Source organism: Mycobacterium sp., assembly GCF_036488105.1.
GTDB lineage: Bacteria > Actinomycetota > Actinomycetes > Mycobacteriales > Mycobacteriaceae > Mycobacterium.
This window is the reverse complement of record NZ_DASXHW010000052.1, coordinates 1-18,202: the sequence shown is the minus strand read 5'-3', so window position 1 is coordinate 18,202 and position 18,202 is coordinate 1. Positions and strand designations below refer to the sequence as shown.

The window sequence follows — 18,202 nt, the reverse complement described above, 5'->3', positions numbered from 1 at the left end:
TTGACCGACTGCGCGGCCTCGATGATCGCGCGGTCGGTCGCGTGCACCTGCGGTCCGCCGTTGGCGTCGGGTGCGGCGAGCGCCGCGAAGCGCAACACGTCTTCGCGTGAATAGCTCGCCGCGGGATGCACTTGCGATACTCGCAGACGGTTTTCGGACAGCGTCCCGGTCTTGTCGAAGCACACCACGTCAATGCGACCCAACGCCTCCACAGATCGCGGGACACGAACCAGCGCACCGTAATTCGTCAGCCGTCGAGCCGATGCCGCCTGCGCGAGGGTCGCCACCAGCGGCATCCCCTCCGGCACCGCCGCGACCGTGATCGCGATGCCGCTGGACACGGCTTGACGGATACCCTTGCTGCGCAACAGGCCAAGGCCGCTGACCAGGAGCCCCCCGGTCACGCTGACCGGGAAGGCCCGGTTGGTCAGTTGGCTGAGCTGATGTTCGAGTCCGATCTGGGGAAGCTCGCTGGATACCAGCTCGGCGGCGCGGCGCGCCTGGGTATCGGCGCCGACGGCGGTCACCAGCGCTATCGCGGTGCCCGCCACGATGGTGGTCCCGCCATAGAGCATGCTGCGGCGCTCGGCCAGATCGGCGCCCGGTGTGGGCTCGATCTGCTTCTCCACCGGCAGCGACTCACCGGTCAGCGTGGATTCGTCGACCCGAGGTCCTCTTCCTCGATCAGCCGCGCGTCGGCGGGCACCACTTCGTGGGTGCGCACCTCGATCACATCACCGGGCCGCAGTTGCGCCGCCTTCACATCGGTGTAGACCGGCGACCCGTCCGAGCCGAACGTCACTTTCCGGGCCGATGGAATCTGTTGAGCCAGCAGCTCGTTCAACCGGCTTTCGGCGCGCAGCCGCTGACTGGCCGCCAGCATGGAGTTCCCGGTGAGCACCGATCCGACCAGCACCGCGTCGACCGGCGAACCCAGCACCGCGCTGGCCGCCGAGCCGAGCGCCAGCACCGGGGTCAGCGGGTCGGACAGTTCGGCGCGCACCGCCTTGAGGAAATGCCAGACCGCTTTCCGAGGGCGCCCGGTCAGCTCGGCACCGCGCTGGGCGGTTTCCATTGCCCGGGTGCCGATGCCGTGCCGCGGCTCCACCGTCTGCTCGGCGTCCGGCGGCGGCAAAATCTTGCGGACCTGCGCGATAGACATGGCGTGCCAGTCGTGGATCGGCGCCGGCAGCGGGGTCGGTGTGCGCAGCACCCGGCGGGCCATCAGATAGCCCGACAGCAGACCGGCGCCCGCGCCGGTCGTCACCGGGCCCGGCCCGCGCCCGCGCACACCGGGCACCATCAGCAGCGCGCCCAATGCCGTCGCGCCGGTTGCGATCTCGATCCCGCGCCGGCTCGCCGATTTGGCGGCTGGGACGGCGTGCAGCATTCGCCACACGCCGTCGAGGTCGCTCAGGATCAGATCGGCCGTCCAGGGTGGCGGGTCCCCGTCGGAATTGGGCATTACGCCCAGCCCGACGTCGGCCGACGAAAGTGCTTGTGCAGCAGCCGAAGACACCGCGGCGACGGTGCGGCCCGACTGCTGCAGATCGGTCAGCGCCGCGGCGAGCGCAGCGTCGATGGACGCCCTCTGCAGTGGCCTCAGCTCGTCGAAGGCGGGTTGCAGTTCGCCGAGATCGTCGACGCCGACGGAGATCAATTCCAGGCCGGCCCGACGCGCCTCGGCCAGCACGGCCGAGGCCAGCGGGTCGTGGGTCGGGCCGATCAGCGCTTCGACGACGGTGTCAGATCCCTTGCCGGACAAGCCGGGAACCGGGTGCCAGCCCACGCGCAGGCCCTTTTTCTCCAGCAGCAACTGGGCGCGGTTCCACGCGGGGGACAGCTCGTCTTCGTCGGCCCCGCGGACGCGGACCACTCGCAGGGTGTTGGTGCACAACACCCGCGGATCGACCAGCAGTGCATCGACTCGGTCCAGCCAACGCAGCTTTTCCGGATGCAACGCCAACACCGCATGTTGGTCGGCCAGCCCTTGGCCGAGCGCTGCGGCGAAGGACTCCCGTGTGGTGCGGGTGGCTTTCGGGGTGGTGACCAACGTCGCGGTCGCGGCCATCTCGGGGTTGCGAGTGAACGCCCCGACGGCCGCCGTGCCGATCACCTGAACCCAGGCGCTGCGCCGTGCGTGCTGCTCGACCGGCCCTTCCGGCGGCGGCACCGGGCGGGACGGCGGGTGGACCTCCAAATGCTCGGCGTGGCGGGCCAGCGCCGGTTCGTGACGACGCCACGCTTGCGCCTCGGCCTGGTATTCGGCAGCTTTCAACGTCTCCATCGCGAGGTCGACGGCCAGCGACGCCGGCGACAGCTCGAGGACGTGCGCCGTGACCATCGCGACCGACAGCACCGAGTCCGTCGCCGAGTGCCCGATGCGATCCTCCAGCAGGCTGCGCAGCCGTGGCTGGTAGTCGACGGCCACCACGATCGCCTCGACACCGCTGAACACGCGCGGCCAGCGCAGCACCCGCCCGGCGACCGCGGCGCTCACACCGACGGCGGTGGCGCCGACCCCTAACGCGTTGGTGGCCAGCAGCAGACCGTCGCCCGGCAGTGGCTTCGGACGGGTGTCGCTACGCCGAAGATCGACGCTACCGCTTGCGCGCCAACGCTTTTCGGCCTCGTCGACGTCGCGGCACAAGTCGCGCAGCGAGATCTGATCGTTGTTGAGCGTGACCACGATCCGCGACAGCGGCCGGTTCACGCTGACCGCTTTGACCCCGGAACGCGCGCGGACGGTGTCGACCACCATGCGCCCGAGTTCGGCGCCGTCGGGGCCGTCGAGGCCGCGGACCTCCACCCACGCGCGTCCCTTGCCGCGCCAGCTATGCCTGGTCAGCGTAGGTGCGGGCAACCCTTCCGAGAGTGCCTTGACGCCTTCGCGAACCGGGATCACGGCCATCGACATACCCGTCGAGGCCACCGTGCCCAATGATCCTGCGGCGCTTGCCGCGGTTTGCGCGCTGGCGCTAACGAGCGCAGAGGTCGCCTGCAAGCCCAGCGTTACCGCGCGCAGCGGGAAGGATGCTCGCACCAATCCGAAGCTACTTACTCGCAAGAATCAACGGCGGGTACGTGACTGGGTGCCGCCGGCCTGCCGCGCCGCAGGTCGCTTGGCCGGCGTCTTGCGCGGCCTGGCGGAACTGGTCGACTTGGCCGGAGCCGCCTTCACCGACGAAACCGACGCGATACGCGGACCGTCGTTGTGCGAGCTGTTCAGCCGGCGTAGCAGCAGCGCACCGCCGCCGACGGCCAGCAACAGCGGCCACTCGACCAGCCCGGCGACCCCGATTGCGCCCAATGTCAACGCGGCCGCAGGCGTCGAGTGGCTGCCCTTGTCGATGCCTTTCTGCACACCTGTCGCGGCACCGGTTACGGCGCCGACGGCGCCATTGACCGCGGCACCACCCACTGCGCCCGCGGCCGCTGTGGTTGCTGCGGCGGCGCGGCCGACCGTTCGACTTACATTGCGTACGGCGCCGTCAACGACACCCATGATCACTCCCTGATGGTCGGTTCTTGAGGCCGTGAATCGAATACCCGCTGCAGGCCACGTCGGCGGCGGTCGTTTACGCGCACAGTCCAATGGTTCATCGAACCGTCACGATATTGCGCAGCATCGGGCAATCCTATGGCCTTGATTGGCAAATGAACAGAAGATGAATACCCGCAGCGCAGTTTTTACATGCGTCAATCGCCACGCAAATCCACCAGCACCGGGGCGTGATCGCTGGGTGCCTTTCCTTTCCGCTCTTCCCGAACGATCTGGGCGTCGGCAACCCGGCCGGCGAACGCGGGGGAGCCGAGGATGAAGTCGATGCGCATCCCCTGTTTCTTCGGGAACCGCAACTGGGTGTAGTCCCAATAGGTATAGACGCCCGGGCCGGGGGTGAAAGGCCTTACTACGTCTGAAAATTGGGCGTCGACGATCGCGTCGAACGCTTTGCGCTCAGGTTCGGAGACGTGAGTGGCGCCCTCGAAGAATTCCACGCTCCAGATGTCGTCGTCGGTGGGAGCGATATTCCAGTCACCGACTAATGCAATCTGCGCCGATGGATCGTCGCGGAGCCAGCCGGACGCGGTATCACGCAGTGCGGCAAGCCAACTCAGTTTATATGTGTAGTGCGGGTCGTCCAGGGCGCGGCCGTTGGGCACGTACAGACTCCACACCCGCACTCCGGCGCAGGTGGCGGCCAGCGCGCGGGCTTCGGCCGCGGCAGCGGCGTCGGGCTTGCTGCTCCAGGTGGGTTGGCCGTCGAAGCCTACTTCGACGTTGTTCAGGCCGACTCGCGATGCGATCGCCACGCCGTTCCACTGGTTGAAACCGCAGTGCGCCGTTTCGTAGCCACGCTCCAGGAACGGCATGGCCGGGAACTGTTGGTCGGAGCACTTGGTTTCCTGCATAGCGAGCACGTCGACCTCGGCGCGCTCCAGCCAATCGAGCACACGATCCAGCCGGGTGCGAATCGAGTTCACGTTCCAGGTGGCTATCCGCAGCATGCCGTCGGGCATGGCGACGACCCTACGTGGTTGGCGTGACGTAGCGCGCGCGGTGGTGCAGGACGAAGCCCAGCGACCTGGCCAAGTCGGCCGTCGCGTGATTGTCGTCGTGAATCCGGAGATAGCCACGGGTGGCGCCGCGCGATGCGCCCCAGGCCAGCAGTGCCTCGCACAGCACGCCTCCCGCGTCGGAGTTCAGGTCTGCCACCCACACCGTCGACAAGCCCACCCAGCGGGTGCCGTCCGGAGCATCGGTGACCGCTGCACGCGCAACCGCCCCGTCCGCGTGCGTGCCGAAAACCAGCTCGCCGTCGACCACCGCCGTCAATACATCGACCGGAATCTCGCACTGGCAGAGCCGAAACCACGCGTCGTCGGGCCGGGCCGACAGCCGGACCGACGGATCTGGCTGGTCAGCGCGCAGGTCGCGCACCAGCACCCGATTGGCGTGCTCGCCCGCACCGGATAGCCGCAGTAGGCGATCGGCGATAGCCAGCCGCGGGGTCAGGTTGCGGCTTCGGTACCAGTCGACGATCGCCGGGATCGCCGCTTGGCCTGCTGAGTTCGCCAGTGGGACAGCGGAATTGGCGCAGTATGTGACACCGTGTCCGGCGCGCAGCAGCCAGCCGTCCAGCCAGTGCTGCTCAACACCCGGCCAGGCCAGCGCGGCGGCATGCTCGAGCGCGCGGATCTCCGACGCGCGCACCGGGACATCGCTGAGGGTCCGCAAGGCGACCGCGTTCTCGGGTGCGAACTGCACCACTGCGCCCGTCTTCGTCCGGACGCGGACGAGCGGTGCGGTGGCGAGTAGATGGCCGATGACATCGGTCAGCGGTGGGACCGAGCCCTCGGGTCGGCGGTAGCGGACCGTCACCCTGGTTCCGAGCTCGGGCCACGAAACCATCAGTGACCGAACGGATCCGGCCCTTCGCCCGGCGTCCACGACAACCCGGGAACGCCCCAGCCGTGCGATTTGACCGCTCGCTTGGCCGAGCGCGCGTGTCGTCCGATCAAGCGGTCCAGGTACAAGAGGCCGTCCAAGTGCCCGGTTTCGTGTTGGAGCATCCGTGCGAACAACCCTGAGCCCTCGATGTTTATCGCGTTGCCGTCGGCGTCGAGGCCGGTGACCTTGGCCCACTTCGCCCGCCCGGTTGGAAACGACTCACCCGGCACCGAGAGGCACCCCTCGTCGTCGTCCTCGGGATCGGGCATGGTCTCGGGGACCTCGGAAGTTTCCAGCACCGGGTTGACCACGACTCCGCGGCGCCGCGCCGACTCCCCCCGCTCGTCGGCGCAGTCGTAGACGAACACCCGAAGACCCACACCGATCTGGTTGGCCGCCAGGCCGACCCCGTAGGCGGCATCCATGGTGTCGTAGAGATTCGTGATCAGATCGGCCAGGTCGGCCGGCAGCGAACCGTCCGCCGCCACCGGCACCGGCGCGGTGGGGGTGTGCAATACGGGATCTCCCACGATGCGAATGGGTACGACTGCCATGGCCGGAAAGCTTAAGCCAGAGTCCACCTGCTCCGGTTGCGGAGTCGACGCGGGACAGGCAACCTCACGTAGTCAGCCGACTCGCGGGTCTGGCTTCCAGGTCAACAGTTGTCGACGTGGTTGAATAATCGCCGGAGCAGCGAGCATTCGAGATTTTGCCGAAAGGGTCGAGGAAGCGATATGGACAGCGCTATGGCGCGGGCTAATCGATCGGGGAACGACTCTGAACTCGCCGATGGGTTGACTCGCCGCGAACACGACATTTTGGCTTTCGAACGCCAATGGTGGAAATACGCCGGCGCTAAAGAGGAGGCCATCAAAGAGCTCTTCGGAATGTCGGCCCCTAACTACTACCGGGTGCTCAATGCGTTGGTCGACCGGCCCGAGGCGTTAGCTGCCGATCCCATGCTGGTGAAACGACTCCGGCGGCTGCGGGCCAGTCGGCAGAAGGCGCGGGCGGCCCGGCGACTGGGCTTCGAGCTCACCTAAGATTTTGCCTGCTCACAGGGCGTCGCTGTGGGCTTTGGCCCACCTCTCGATACAGTGACGTCAATGAATGAGCGCGTTCCCGACTCGACCGGCCTCCCACTGCGGGCCATGGTCATGGTGCTGTTGTTCCTCGGTGTCATCTTTTTGCTAGTCGGGTTTCAGGCCATGGGATCGGGCAGTAACACCGACGACGATTCGTCGGTCGCCAGCGTCACGACCAGCGCAGCGGCGTCGAAGACCTCGGCGAAGCCCGCGCCAAAGGCCGACGTGCTCGTCTTCAACATCTCCAGCTCCAAGGGTGTCGCCGGGAAGGCCGCCGACCAGATCAAGCAGGGTGGTTTCAACGTCACCAAGGTCGACAACATGACGTTGCCCGATGTCTCGAAAACCACGGTCTACTTCACCGACGCGCCCGGAGAGCACGAAACCGCCGATGCCGTGGGCCAGCTGCTCAAAGCGGATGTTGCGCCGCGGACAAAAGAAGTCGCCGACCAGCCGCCCGGCGTGATCGTTGTGGTAACGGGTTAGGGCACACCTTCTATCACTTCGTCGAACCGTGTCGCGATTCGTTCCGGGAGATCGCCAAGTTCCTCACCGGGTCACCGGTCGGTACGCAGAGGCTGGGGAAGAGTAGCGCGCTGCCTGGGGTGAGCTTCCGCGTCAGGGCGGTTCTCTGGGCGGCACTGTCCATCACGGGGCCACGGCGAGGGAAAGGATGACCGTCCGGGCACCTCTGCGGTGGCCGCCTCAGGTGTGGACGGTCCAGCCCGCTTCGGTGTAGGGAGCCGGTTGCTCGGGATCGTTGATCGTGATGTAGAGGTCGCCTCCCGTCGGCATAGCGAAGCCGACGAATCCATGTGCGGTCTGCCCGTCGTGAAGGCCGCCCGCTTGAAGCGGCGGCATCTTCTGGAGCCTCTGATAGTCGACCGCAAGCGTTGAGGGCTGGGGTGCATCGTCGGGATGGGTCCATGGCTGATTGCCGCCGCCGTATCCGGCAAAGATATACAAATGGTTGAACTCGAAGAACCGCTCGGACGTCCCGGTGATAGTCAGTTCCACCACGTTGCATGCGGAGCCATACGTCGGATTCGCAAAATGAGAGGCGCACCCCGGCGGTAACCACGTTGCACTATCGACCGTGATGTCGGCGGTCGCGCCGTCGGCCGCCCGCGCATGCACGGGCACGCCCATCTGACCGATCGGGAACGGTGAACTCTCGGACGCGGGGTCGGCCGAACCGGTGGGACATGAGCATGCGGAAATGGCCACGGCCATCGCGGCTGCCGCAATTACAGATTCCGCCCGCACCCCGGGAGATTACCCGCAGCGCTCCCGCGAAAACGCACAAGCTGGTTGCCGAGCCACTGGACCGGGCCATAGGCGATGAATAACGATGGATTACGCCGAGCTGCAAGCAAAAATAGCGTCTGAAGTGCCCCCCGCAGTGCCCGCGGCAGGATTCAATCCTGCGGAGTCCCCGCCGAGGGGATGTATCTCAGGCTGATGACCGTGCCGTCGGGCACTTGCTGATCACGCCAGCCCCAGAACGTCTTCACGAGGTGATGTCACCGATTAGCCGAATACAACCGTCGGCTGATCCCGCCACATGATCGGGCTGAGCCTGCTGATCCCACTCCTCCGCGGGTCGTTCCGACCCGCATCGTCATCGGGATAGGCTCTCCCCATGCTTAAGTCCGCCAGCGGCCGCAACTTTGCCGCCGCCACCGCACTGGTTCCGCTCGTCGCTTCCGTCGCGCTGATGAGCGCGTGCAAGCCGAATCAACCGCCGGCGACTTCGCCCGGCACTCAGCCGCCGATCTGGACCGGCTCACCGGCGCCTTCGAGTGCCGAGCCGACCGGTCACCAGGGCGGAACGGACAGCCTGACCACGCAGCTGAACGGACCGACCGGCACCAAGATCGCCACGGCGAAGTTCGAGTTCAACCCGGCTTACGTGACGATCACCATCGAGACCACCGGAACGGGCCAGCTGAGTCCCGGTTTCCACGGTGTCCACATCCACTCGGTGGGCAAGTGCGAGGCCAACTCGGTAGCGCCGACCGGGGGCGAGCCCGGCGATTTCTTATCCGCCGGCGGGCACTTCATGGCGCCCGGTCACGAGCACGGAAGCGGAGACTTGACCTCGCTGCAGGTCCGCAAGGATGGTGGGGCGTTGCTCGAGACCACCACCGACGGGTTCACCAAGGCTGACCTGTTGGCCGGCGCGGGCACCGCGATCGTCATCCACGCCGGCGCTGACAATTTCGGCAACATCCCGGCTGATCGCTACAACCAGGTCAACGGTGCCCCAGGGCCCGACCAGACGACCATGATGACCGGTGACGCCGGTAAGCGGGTGGCGTGCGGCGTAATCGGATCCGGTTAGTGACTCGTCGGACGGGGGTACCGCTATCAGGGTGAACTTCGCGTCCTCACCTCGCCCGACACTTGGAGTCGAATGGGAGTTCGCGCTCGTCGACGCCCAGACGCGCGACCTGAGTAACGAAGCCACCGCAGTGTTCGCCGAGATCGGCGAAAACCCCCGTGTGCACAAGGAATTGCTGCGCAACACCGTCGAAGTCGTCACCGGTATCTGCGACTGCACGGCGCAGGCGATGGAGGATCTTCAGTCCACACTGAGCGCCGTCCTGCCGATCGTTCGGCAGCGCGGCATGGAGCTGTTCGGCGCAGGCACCCATCCGTTCGCGAGCTGGTCGTCCCAGAAACTCACTGATGCACCGCGATATGCCGAGCTGATCAAGCGCACTCAGTGGTGGGGCCGCCAGATGCTCATCTGGGGAGTGCACGTGCACGTCGGGGTTTCGTCCCCGGACAAGGTCATGCCGGTCATGTCGTCGTTGCTCAACTGGTATCCGCATCTGCTGGCGCTCTCCGGGTCGTCCCCGTGGTGGGTGGGCGATGACACCGGATATGCCAGCAACAGGGCGATGATGTTTCAGCAGCTGCCCACCGCCGGACTACCGTTTCAGTTCGAAAAGTGGAGTCAATTCGAGGGTTTCGTCCACGATCAGAAAAAAACGGGCATCATCGAGGACGTCAACGAGGTGCGTTGGGACGTCCGGCCCTCACCACATAACGGAACCCTCGAGGTGCGGATCTGCGACGGCGTGTCCAATGTTCGCGAGCTCGGCGCGCTAGTCGCGTTGACGCACTGCCTGGTGGTCGATCTCGAGCGTCGACTCGATGCCGGTGAAGACTTGCCGAGCATTCCGCCGTGGCACAACCAGGAAAACAAGTGGCGCGCCGCCCGTTACGGGTTGGACGCGATCATCATCCTCGATGCCGACAGCAACGAACGCTTGGTCACCGAAGACCTCGACGATGTGCTGACACGACTGGAACCCGTTGCCAAATCCCTGGATTGCGCCGACGAGCTGGCCGCGGTGGCCGACATTCCCAAGCGCGGAGCGTCGTATCAACGGCAGCGTCGAGTAGCCGAGGAACACGACGGAGATCTGCGCGCGGTGGTCGATGCGCTGGTCGGCGAGTTGGAGATCTGATGGAAGCTCCAGCCGAATTCGGCGGTCTGGCAATGTTTCCGCTGCAGTCGGCATTCCTGCCCGGTGAGGATCTGCCGCTGCAGATCTTCGAGCCACGGTATGCCGAGTTGGTGCGCGACTGTATGCGCGACAACAACCCTAGGTTCGGTGTGGTGCTGATCTCGCAGGGTCGTGAGGTCGGTGGCGGCGACGTGCGCTGCGATGTCGGGACGGTGGCCATGATCACCGAATGCGTCGAGATCGCCGGCTCCGAGAGGTTCATGCTGCGCTGCCGGACGTCCGAACGGATCAAGGTGTGCGAGTGGCTGCCCGATGACCCGTACCCGCGGGCCGTCGTCGAGGAGTGGCCGGACGAACCCGGCAAACCGGTGAGCGCCGGCCAACTGGAGGAGCTCGAAGACCGGATGATGGGGCTGTTCGAGCGCATCGCCAACGCCCGCGATTTGCCGGTGCCGGATCGAGAAGAAGTGCTCGGCGTCCCCACCGACACCGATGAGCCCGGAGAACGGCTGTACGCGTTGGCCTCTCGCATTCCGATCGGGCCGGCCGACCGCTACTCCATACTGGCCGCACCGACAGCCGCCGATCGGTTGGCGGCGCTGAGCGAGGCCGTGGATTCCGTCGCCGCGGTGATCGAGTTCCAGCTTTCGCAGTAGCGCTCAGATGGGCCGGCGCGGGGTGTGCAGTCGGCCTTCGATGAATACGCTGCGCGGAGCCACATCCTTGAGGTCGCCATCGGGCGGCCGGTCGTAACGCTGCATCAGGTTCAGCGCCTCGATCGCCGTGACCGCCCAACCGCGTTCAGTGAGCCAATGCCGAAGATCCGTGCGCTCCTCGATGAACCACAGCTCAGGAGTGTCCGGGGCGGTGTCTTCTTGGACACCGCGCAAATATTGACGACGACGCTCGAGGTAGTCGGGGTCGAAGTAGCGCGAGCTCAGGGCCTCGACCGCGATGCGACTGCCGGTGGCGCTGAGTTCCACGATCCGCTCGAACAACAGATCCTGGTCGGCTGCCGACAGGTACGGCAGCAGCCCCTCGGCGGACCAGGCGGTGGGCGTCGACGGATCAAACCCCGCCTCGCGCAGGGCCGTTGGCCAATCGGCTCGCAGATCAGTCGGCACGGTCTGATAACTGCTGACCGGTTTAGCGCCGCGCGCAGTCAGCACGTCGGCCTTGAACGCCAATACCTGCGGCTGGTCGATTTCGTAGATGGCGCTGCCCGTGACCCACGGCAGCCGCCAGGCACGGGCGTCCAGACCCGCGGCCAGAATCACGGCCTGGTCGATACCGTTGGCGCCGGCGGCGATGAAATACTCGTCGAACCATTTGGTGCGCACCGCGGCGTAGCCCTTGATCATCGGCAGTCGCGCGCCGATCACCGAGGAATCCCAGCCACGCTCGACGGCGGCGTCGACGAAAGGTTGCGCATACCGGTCGGTGAAGAGCGGGCAATCGCAATCGGATTCAGCGGCCCGCGCCATGGCTACGCCCAGCGCCGTCGCGCCGACGCTCTCGGTGATGTCCCAGCTGTCGTCGTCGGTTCGCACCATGGCCAATGTCCGTTTCGCTGTCGGGCAGTACTGAATGCGGCGGCTACGCTGTCCGGTAATACCCAGGCTAGTTAAATTGCCAACCATCCGCTGCGCCCGCGGGTGGGCGTGGTGTACTTCGAGTGCGATGAGCACCGATGTAGCAGTGGATGTCAATGCGGGCGTGGCAGTGCTCACGCTGAACCGGCCCGAACATCTCAACGCCTACACCGCCGAGATGGGCGCCCTGCTGAGCGCGGCATACCGGGACTGCGACAACGACGACAATGTCCGTGCCATCGTGATCACCGGCGCCGGACGGGCATTTTGCGGCGGTGCGGATTTCTCGGCCAGCAGCTCACCGTTCGACTCCCCGCCCGACGACAGAGCTTTTTCCGCGTCGCCGATCGACCCGGCCGCCTTTGAATTGCGCAAACCGGTGATCGCCGCCGTCAACGGTCACGCGATCGGGATCGGGTTGACCATCGCGCTGCAGGCCGACATGCGGATCGTTGCCGACGACGCCAAATACGGTGTGGTGCAGGTCCGTCGGGGCGTGATACCGGACTGCATGTCGCATTGGACACTGGCGCAGCTGACCAACCTCGGGGTGGCCGCCGAGGTGCTGCTCACCGGACGAACCTTCAGCGGCGGCGAGGCCGTCGGGTGGGGTATCGCCAACCGAGCGCTACCCGCCGCGGAGGTTCTCGACCTGGCGATGGACATTGCCCGCGATATCGCGACCAACGTCGCGCCGATGTCGGCGGCACTGTGCAAGCGGCTGCTGTGGGACAGCGCGATCAACGGCTACACACCGCGGCAGGTCGCCTCGCTGGAAACCCAGCTGCACCATCGGGTGATGGGAACCGACGATGCTCGCGAAGGCGTCAGTGCCTTCCTGGAGCGGCGGGCGCCGCAGTTCAGCGCGCGACTTTCGGCCGACTGGGCTCCGCTGCCCGAACCGGAGCAATGACCGTGCACATCGACGTAATTGCCGACGGCCTCGGGTTCACCGAAGGCCCGGTGTGGCTGCCCGACGGTCGGGTGGCACTCACGTCCATCAGCCACGGCTGCGTTTATGTCGTCGACCCGTCCGGCGGCCCTCATGAGCGCATCGACACCGGCGGCGGGCCCAACGGCCTGGCATGCGGCGCGGACGGCAGGTTGTACGTCGCGCAAAACGGCGGAGCCTGGGGCGCAAGCGGTCCCGCCGAGGCGGGCGTACAGGTGATTACCGGCACCGACGTTGAATACCTCGTCGAGGGATTGGGCGCACCGAACGATCTGATGTTCGGCCCGGACGGGCGACTATGGATCACCGACACCCGCGGCGAGTTCGACATCGGTACGCCCGACGCCGGGCTGCCGGGCCACGTGTACGCGACCGATATCGACTCCGGTGAAACCCGGCAGATCATCGACGACGGACCGGTATTCATCAACGGGCTGGGGTTCACCCGCGACGGCTCCAGATTGCTTGTGACAGCGACATTGTCGTCACAGCTGCTGTCCTATGACGTTGCCGCACACCGTTCGCCCGAACTTGTGCACACGTTCACCGACGGCTGGCCGGACGGGATGACGGTCAGCGCCCGCGGCGACTACTGGGTGGCGCTGACCGCCGGCGATAAGATCGGCATCATCGACGGAGTTTCTGGCGAGCGGGCCGGGGAGATCGGGCTACCGGCCGGATCGCTGGCCACCAACATCTGCATCGGCGGGCAGCAGTCCGACGAACTCTTCGTAACCGCCGCGCAAAGCCAGTCGCTGCTACGAATTCGGTTCGACGACGACCCGGAAGGTGCCCGACTCAGGACGTGAGTAATTCGGCCAGAGCGACGCCCAGGGCGACGCTCCGCCAACGCAAGAGGGCAGTCAACCACCACGGTCAAGGGTGGCCGTGTTTTCGGACCATCGATTACGGGTAATTGACCGGCTATCGGCTCGTGGGGAGACGCCGATGACGGGCGGTGAAGAGTTGATCGGCCACGATTGTCCAAAGCGCATGCAGTTCGGGCCGTGCGGTGGTGTCAAGCCCGATGGTCAGTGTGAAATGCGTTTGGGGCCATGCTCTTTTGATGAGGTAGTGCCATGGCCAGGTGATATCAGGCAGCTGCCGCCGGTGCCTGCGCCGCTCATCCTCACCGATTTCAGCTGCGCGCCGTTCGACCCCGCCGATGTTGCGGCGATCGCTAACATCTTGGCGCCGAGTTGCGACGCCGTGCTGGTGGGCGATCACCAGAACCGGCCGGACTTTCCGCCGACCCTGATGAGCCGGTTGATTCTCGACGAGGGAGTGACGCCTTGGATCACGTTGTCCTGCCGGGACCGCAATCGCATTGTGCTGGAGCAGGAGTTGGTGGGCCTGCACTTCACCGGCGCGAAGACGGTGTTCTGCGTAACCGGCGACGGTCGCGGCTACGACGTGCGGGCCGACGTCACCCAAACCTTCGACCTGGACGGTCCGCGGCTGGTTGCGCTGGCCGCGTCGCTCGACATGATCGCCGCCGTCCCCGAGACCCCGACCGCGCCCCCGACTCATCTTCGGGCGGCTCGGCTGGTCGAGAAGCAGCGGGCCGGCGCGAGTGTGGCGGTGCTCAATCACGTGTCGTCCGCGTCGACGTTGTCGGCATTCATGGACGATGCGCGCGCGGCCGGGCTGCGCATTCCGGTGCTGGCCTCGGTCGCGGTGTTCACCGACGTGGTCTCGGCCGCCGTGCTGCAGGGTCTGCCCGGGCTGGAGCTGGACGCCGCGCTGGTTGACCAGGTGGTCAACGCGCCCGATCCGATCGAGGCCGGCATCGAGGCAGCAGTCAGTGAAGCACGAAAGTTATTGACTATCAAAGGTGTTGACGGCATCAACTTGTCTGGGCGGGCGTCGGCGTCCGGCACGCGGCGCGGGGCGGAGATCAAGGCCGAGGTCGCCGCTCGGATCCGGGCGGCGCGTGGCACGTGACCGAATCAGCGGACGCCGAGTTTGACACGCTGGCCGAATGGACGGCAGAAGTCGCCACGGATCTGGGTCAGGAGTTTTATATCCCAGCCGGGTGCCGGGGTAGCGGAAGTCCAGCGGTCCTGGACTGGCTTATCGACCAACTGGGTCTCAGCGCAGGTGAACTGCTGTTGGATTGCGGCGCCGGCGTCGGCGGGCCGGCAGCTTACGCGGCGCAGCGTGGTGTCCGGCCGGTGCTGGTGGAGCCGCAAGCCGGCGGGTGCCGCGCCGCGCGAGTGCTATTCGGTTTCCCGGCCCTGCAGGCTGACGCATCGGCGTTGCCCGTCGCCGATGAGGCATTCGATGCCGCGTGGGCTCTGGGCGTGCTGTGTACGACCGAAGCACAGCTGGAGTTGCTGAGCGAGATTCGCCGCGTCGTGCGACCGCCCGGTCGTATCGGGTTGCTGGTTTTAGTGGCCCAGGAATTGTCGCCCGCGGGCGAACCCGACGATAGTTTCTTCCCGACTGCTGATTTGTTGAGGGACTTGGTGCATCGCGCGGGTTTGCGTGTCGACGCTTGGTGCAGCGCCGCGGACATGTGGGATCCCCCGGCGCCGTGGCGGCAGCGGGTAGAGAGGGTCGAGGCCGAACTGCGTGCTAGGCACGCCGATGAGAGTGAGTGGCAAGTAGCCGAACATCAATCCGATCTCATCGCGCAGCTACTCGAAAGATCCACTATCGTCCCGAATTTGCTTTCGTTACGGCATGATATGACCCCGTAGCGCGGTCGGAGGCCCCCGGCCAACGCCAGACACTGCCGGTACACCGCTTCATCCAAGCAACTGCGGGACTGATCGTCCATACTCGCGCATATGAGTTCCTCCGCACCGCGAGCGACGACGCCAGCAGATGCCGAGACGGTGGCACGGTTGCTGGACGCATTCAACCGGGAATATCACGCACCCACACCGGGGCCCGAAGTATTGACCACCCGATTGCACAGCCTGTTGGCCTGTAGCGATGTAATTGCTTTTCTTGCAGGAGATCCCGCCGTTGGGGTCGCGCTGCTGACGTTGCGCCCGAACGTGTGGTACGACGGCCCGATCGTCCTCGTCGACGAGCTTTACGTCGTACCGGCGGCGCGCGGGCGCGGATTCGGCTCGGCGCTCTTGGTCGCGGTGGAATCGCTCACCCGTGAGCGTGGCGGCCAGTTGATCGAGATTGCGGTCGACGGCGCGGACACCGACGCGCATCGGTTCTACGAGCGTCACGGTTACACAAGTACCGAGGCCGGGCGAGATCAGCCCAGCTTTTACTACTATCGCTCTGTCTAACGCTCAGCGCTGGGTGGCGAAGGCACGCAGCGCGGCGAGCTGAGCGGGATCCAATGAAGGATGGACGTTTTCGCGGGCGGCCGCCACGTCGGCGGCGGTGATCTCCGCGGCGTCGACCGAGCGCCGCATGGCGGTTAGTGCGGCCTCGCGCAACAGCGCCACGCAGTCCGCGGCGCTGTACCCGTCCAAGTCGGCCGCCAACGCGTTCAGGTCCACGTCGCGCAGCGGAATCGACTTGGCCGCGGTGCGCAGGATGTCCGCTCGCGCTTGTGCGTCCGGTGGTTCGACGAACACCAGCTTCTCCAGCCGGCCGGGGCGCAGCAGTCCCGGGTCGATCAGTTCCGGCCGGTTGGTGGCGCCGACCACCACGACATCACGCAGCGGTTCGATGCCGTCGAGCTCGGTGAGCAGCGCCGCCACCACCCGGTCGGTGACGCCGGAGTCGAAGCTCTGCCCGCGCCGCGGCGTCAACGCGTCGATCTCGTCGAGGAACACCAGCGACGGCGCAGAGTCCCTTGCCCGGCTGAATAATTCGCGCACCGCCTTCTCCGAGGAGCCGACCCACTTGTCCATCAGCTCAGACCCTTTGACGGCGTGTACCGAAAGCCGCCCGGTGCTGGCCAATGCGCGGACCACGAAGGTTTTGCCGCAGCCCGGCGGGCCGTAGAGCAGCACACCGCGCGGCGGCTGGACCCCGAGCCGGGCGAACGTGTCGGGATGCTGCAGCGGCCACAGCACCGCTTCGGTGAGCGCCTGCTTGGTGGCGGTCATGTCGCCGACATCGTCGAGGGTGATCGATCCGACCGACACCTCCGTGGTTGCCGACCGCGACAACGGCCGGATCACCGTGAGCGCGCCAAGCAAGTCGTCTTGAGTCAGCTTCGGTGAGTTGCCGTCGGAGCTGGCCCGTGCGGCGGCGCGCAGCGCCGCCTCGCGTACCAGCGCGGCCAGGTCGGCGACCACGAAACCCGGTGTACGCTCCGCGATCTCGCTCAGCTGAAGATCGTCGGTGGGCACCTGATGCAGCAGGCTCTGCAGCAGCGCGATGCGGGTCGGGGCGTCGGGCAGGCTGAGGACGAGTTCGCGGTCGCACAGGTCCGGGGCGCGCAGCCGCGGGTCGAGGTTCTCCGGCACCGCCGATGTGACAATCACCGCGACCTTGGCGGCGGCGACCGCTCTGCGCAACTCGGCCAGGATCAGCGTCGCAACCGGCTCGGCGGTGATCGGCAGCAGCGCGTCGACGTCGGCGATCAGCAGCACTCCGCCGCCGTCGCGCACCTTCGCGACCGACGCGGCCACCCGCTGAAAACGGTCCTCGGCCGCCAGCGCACCGACTTCCGGGCTGTCGAGTTCAACCAGCCGTCGGCCTGCGCACACCGCGCGCACCAGCGCGGTCTTGCCGACGCCGGCCGGACCCGACACCAGCACACCCAAATTGGTTGTAGCGCCCAGGGTTTGCAACAGGTGGGGTTCGTCGAGTGCCAGCTTGAGCCACTCGGTCAGCTTGGCCGCCTGTACGCTGACGCCCTTGAGGTCGGTTACCGTGAGCTCTAGCTCCTTGGCTTCGATCTGATCGGCCTGCGGCGCGCGGTCGACCGCAACGCCGTTTCCCCACGTCACCAACGAGTTCGGTTGCACGCTCACCGGCCCCGTCGGGTCGACCCCGGTGACCGTCAACAGCTCCGACGTCCAACTGATACCCACCGCCGAGGCCAGCGCACGGGTCGCCGCCGACGTGGAGGTGCCTGGACCCAGGTCGCGTGGCAGCAGGGACACCGCGTCCCCGACGGTTAACACCTTGCCCAGCAGGGCTTGTCGTAGCGTTGTCGGCGGGACCGACTGGCTGGCCAACGTCGAGCCGCTCAGGGTCACCGACCGGGCGCCGTACACGGTGGCCGCGGCGACGATGACCGCGGTGTCCTCGCTCAGTCCCGCGTTGGACAGCGTCACGTCGTCGAGCAGCACGGTGCCGATCGGGGTTTGTGGGCCGGCCACGCCCGCTACCGCCGTCGTCGTACGCGCCTCGGTCAGCGACACCGCGACCCATTCCCGAATGCCAAGGGCGGCAATGGCATTAGGATGCAGTCGGATCACACCGCGGCGAGAGTCGACGGCCGAGGTGTTCAGCCGAGCCGTCAGGGTGAGCCGGGCGGGTGACGTCATGTCCGGCCGGTGGGCCTGCGCAGTCCCAGTCGCGCCATCGATCGGCGGTTGGGCTGCGCCCGGCGGATCGCGCGCCGGGTGGCGCGCCGCTGCTTGGGTTTCTCGCCCCACGCTTCGGGATGTGCCGCCAGCCAGTGATGGCTGCGCACCGAGAACGGGATGTAGCAGAGGTAGGCGGCGATCATCACCATGATCAGGATGTAGGGGAACAGGAATGCGGCGGCC

General features: G+C 66.5%; 17 protein-coding genes and 2 pseudogenes. 10 read left to right on the top strand and 9 right to left on the bottom strand.

All coding sequences use genetic code 11. From position 1 onward, the window contains the following. The 5 genes and pseudogenes from VGH54_RS02780 to VGH54_RS02760 form a co-directional block, all read right to left on the bottom strand. A pseudogene (locus tag VGH54_RS02780) lies at window positions 1-3,025 on the bottom strand (HAD-IC family P-type ATPase); the annotation flags it as partial. Window positions 3,026-3,070: 45 nt separating this feature from the next. Further along, the gene (locus tag VGH54_RS02775) at window positions 3,071-3,505 is read right to left on the bottom strand and encodes a hypothetical protein (RefSeq protein ID WP_331510407.1); all 435 of its coding nucleotides are present in this window, start codon (window positions 3,503-3,505) and stop codon (window positions 3,071-3,073) included. Window positions 3,506-3,699: 194 nt separating this feature from the next. After that, on the bottom strand, window positions 3,700-4,506 hold the full coding sequence (locus tag VGH54_RS02770; protein ID WP_331510409.1) for an exodeoxyribonuclease III: 807 nt from the start codon (window positions 4,504-4,506) through the stop codon (window positions 3,700-3,702). A 25-nt stretch (window positions 4,507-4,531) separates the two neighbouring features. Next, window positions 4,532-5,413: an N-acetylglutamate synthase, CG3035 family gene (locus tag VGH54_RS02765; RefSeq protein WP_331510406.1), complete on the bottom strand. Its 882-nt coding sequence runs from the start codon at window positions 5,411-5,413 to the stop codon at window positions 4,532-4,534. Next, window positions 5,413-6,006, bottom strand: a complete 594-nt coding sequence (locus tag VGH54_RS02760) for a peptide deformylase (protein ID WP_331510405.1) — start codon at window positions 6,004-6,006, stop codon at window positions 5,413-5,415. The genes VGH54_RS02765 and VGH54_RS02760 overlap by 1 nt, the downstream gene beginning before the upstream one ends. A gap of 180 nt (window positions 6,007-6,186) precedes the next feature. Between VGH54_RS02760 and VGH54_RS02755 the strand changes: the two genes are divergently transcribed. Both VGH54_RS02755 and VGH54_RS02750 read left to right on the top strand, forming a co-directional pair. Continuing rightward, window positions 6,187-6,495 carry a DUF3263 domain-containing protein gene (locus VGH54_RS02755; protein ID WP_331510404.1) on the top strand — a complete coding sequence of 103 codons (309 nt, stop codon included), beginning with the start codon at window positions 6,187-6,189 and terminating at the stop codon, window positions 6,493-6,495. A 63-nt stretch (window positions 6,496-6,558) separates the two neighbouring features. Continuing rightward, the gene (locus tag VGH54_RS02750) at window positions 6,559-7,023 is read left to right on the top strand and encodes a LytR C-terminal domain-containing protein (protein ID WP_331510403.1); all 465 of its coding nucleotides are present in this window, start codon (window positions 6,559-6,561) and stop codon (window positions 7,021-7,023) included. Between the two features lie 219 nt (window positions 7,024-7,242). Here VGH54_RS02750 and VGH54_RS02745 read toward each other — a convergent pair whose 3' ends face one another. Further along, window positions 7,243-7,803, bottom strand: coding sequence for a hypothetical protein (locus tag VGH54_RS02745; protein ID WP_331510402.1), 561 nt, complete (start codon window positions 7,801-7,803; stop codon window positions 7,243-7,245). 376 nt (window positions 7,804-8,179) lie between these two features. Here VGH54_RS02745 and sodC point away from each other — a divergent pair, with 376 nt between their 5' ends. The 3 genes from sodC to VGH54_RS02730 are packed head-to-tail and all read left to right on the top strand — an operon-like array spanning window position 8,180 to window position 10,672. After that, complete coding sequence (gene sodC, locus VGH54_RS02740) at window positions 8,180-8,881, top strand: superoxide dismutase[Cu-Zn] (protein WP_331510401.1); 702 nt, start codon at window positions 8,180-8,182, stop codon at window positions 8,879-8,881. Window positions 8,882-8,906: 25 nt separating this feature from the next. After that, entirely contained in the window at window positions 8,907-10,016 is a 1,110-nt protein-coding gene (locus VGH54_RS02735) for a glutamate--cysteine ligase (protein WP_331510408.1), read from the top strand. Then, window positions 10,016-10,672, top strand: coding sequence for an LON peptidase substrate-binding domain-containing protein (locus VGH54_RS02730; protein WP_331510400.1), 657 nt, complete (start codon window positions 10,016-10,018; stop codon window positions 10,670-10,672). Before VGH54_RS02735 ends, VGH54_RS02730 begins: the two co-directional genes overlap by 1 nt. A 3-nt stretch (window positions 10,673-10,675) precedes the next feature. Here the strand turns inward: VGH54_RS02730 and VGH54_RS02725 are convergent, their stop codons facing one another. After that, a complete protein-coding gene (locus VGH54_RS02725) occupies window positions 10,676-11,569 on the bottom strand; it encodes an SAM-dependent methyltransferase (protein ID WP_331510399.1) in 894 nt (297 codons plus the stop codon). 127 nt (window positions 11,570-11,696) lie between these two features. On the opposite strand from VGH54_RS02725, the gene VGH54_RS02720 reads away from it, so the two are divergent. The 5 genes from VGH54_RS02720 (at window position 11,697) to VGH54_RS02700 (ending at window position 15,814) form a co-directional block, all read left to right on the top strand. Next, a complete protein-coding gene (locus tag VGH54_RS02720; RefSeq protein WP_331510398.1) occupies window positions 11,697-12,521 on the top strand; it encodes an enoyl-CoA hydratase/isomerase family protein in 825 nt (274 codons plus the stop codon). Further along, window positions 12,518-13,369: an SMP-30/gluconolactonase/LRE family protein gene (locus VGH54_RS02715; RefSeq protein WP_331510397.1), complete on the top strand. Its 852-nt coding sequence runs from the start codon at window positions 12,518-12,520 to the stop codon at window positions 13,367-13,369. Before VGH54_RS02720 ends, VGH54_RS02715 begins: the two co-directional genes overlap by 4 nt. 139 nt (window positions 13,370-13,508) lie before the next feature. Next, window positions 13,509-14,504 (top strand): methylenetetrahydrofolate reductase, encoded by a 996-nt coding sequence (locus VGH54_RS02710; RefSeq protein WP_331510396.1) that lies wholly within the window; start codon window positions 13,509-13,511, stop codon window positions 14,502-14,504. Beyond that, complete coding sequence (locus tag VGH54_RS02705) at window positions 14,501-15,262, top strand: class I SAM-dependent methyltransferase (RefSeq protein WP_331510395.1); 762 nt, start codon at window positions 14,501-14,503, stop codon at window positions 15,260-15,262. The genes VGH54_RS02710 and VGH54_RS02705 overlap by 4 nt, the downstream gene beginning before the upstream one ends. A 90-nt stretch (window positions 15,263-15,352) precedes the next feature. Then, on the top strand, window positions 15,353-15,814 hold the full coding sequence (locus tag VGH54_RS02700) for a GNAT family N-acetyltransferase (RefSeq protein ID WP_331510394.1): 462 nt from the start codon (window positions 15,353-15,355) through the stop codon (window positions 15,812-15,814). A 3-nt stretch (window positions 15,815-15,817) separates the two neighbouring features. On the opposite strand, the gene VGH54_RS02695 is transcribed toward VGH54_RS02700, so the two are convergent. Next, on the bottom strand, window positions 15,818-17,977 hold the full coding sequence (locus tag VGH54_RS02695) for an AAA family ATPase (RefSeq protein ID WP_331510393.1): 2,160 nt from the start codon (window positions 17,975-17,977) through the stop codon (window positions 15,818-15,820). Further along, window positions 17,974-18,202: pseudogene (locus tag VGH54_RS02690) on the bottom strand (CDP-diacylglycerol--serine O-phosphatidyltransferase); the annotation flags it as partial. The pseudogene VGH54_RS02690 and the gene VGH54_RS02695, both read right to left, overlap by 4 nt.

Coding starts and splice junctions, on each gene's coding strand:
- VGH54_RS02775 (WP_331510407.1), bottom strand. CDS start 3,505: ATGGGTGTCGTTGACGGCGCCGTACGCAATGTAAGTCGAACGGTCGGC.
- VGH54_RS02755 (WP_331510404.1), top strand. CDS start 6,187: ATGGACAGCGCTATGGCGCGGGCTAATCGATCGGGGAACGACTCTGAA.
- VGH54_RS02750 (WP_331510403.1), top strand. CDS start 6,559: ATGAATGAGCGCGTTCCCGACTCGACCGGCCTCCCACTGCGGGCCATG.
- VGH54_RS02720 (WP_331510398.1), top strand. CDS start 11,697: ATGAGCACCGATGTAGCAGTGGATGTCAATGCGGGCGTGGCAGTGCTC.
- VGH54_RS02700 (WP_331510394.1), top strand. CDS start 15,353: ATGAGTTCCTCCGCACCGCGAGCGACGACGCCAGCAGATGCCGAGACG.
- VGH54_RS02730 (WP_331510400.1), top strand. CDS start 10,016: ATGGAAGCTCCAGCCGAATTCGGCGGTCTGGCAATGTTTCCGCTGCAG.
- VGH54_RS02765 (WP_331510406.1), bottom strand. CDS start 5,413: ATGGTTTCGTGGCCCGAGCTCGGAACCAGGGTGACGGTCCGCTACCGC.
- sodC (WP_331510401.1), top strand. CDS start 8,180: ATGCTTAAGTCCGCCAGCGGCCGCAACTTTGCCGCCGCCACCGCACTG.
- VGH54_RS02760 (WP_331510405.1), bottom strand. CDS start 6,006: ATGGCAGTCGTACCCATTCGCATCGTGGGAGATCCCGTATTGCACACC.
- VGH54_RS02715 (WP_331510397.1), top strand. CDS start 12,518: ATGACCGTGCACATCGACGTAATTGCCGACGGCCTCGGGTTCACCGAA.
- VGH54_RS02695 (WP_331510393.1), bottom strand. CDS start 17,977: ATGACGTCACCCGCCCGGCTCACCCTGACGGCTCGGCTGAACACCTCG.
- VGH54_RS02710 (WP_331510396.1), top strand. CDS start 13,509: ATGACGGGCGGTGAAGAGTTGATCGGCCACGATTGTCCAAAGCGCATG.
- VGH54_RS02725 (WP_331510399.1), bottom strand. CDS start 11,569: ATGGTGCGAACCGACGACGACAGCTGGGACATCACCGAGAGCGTCGGC.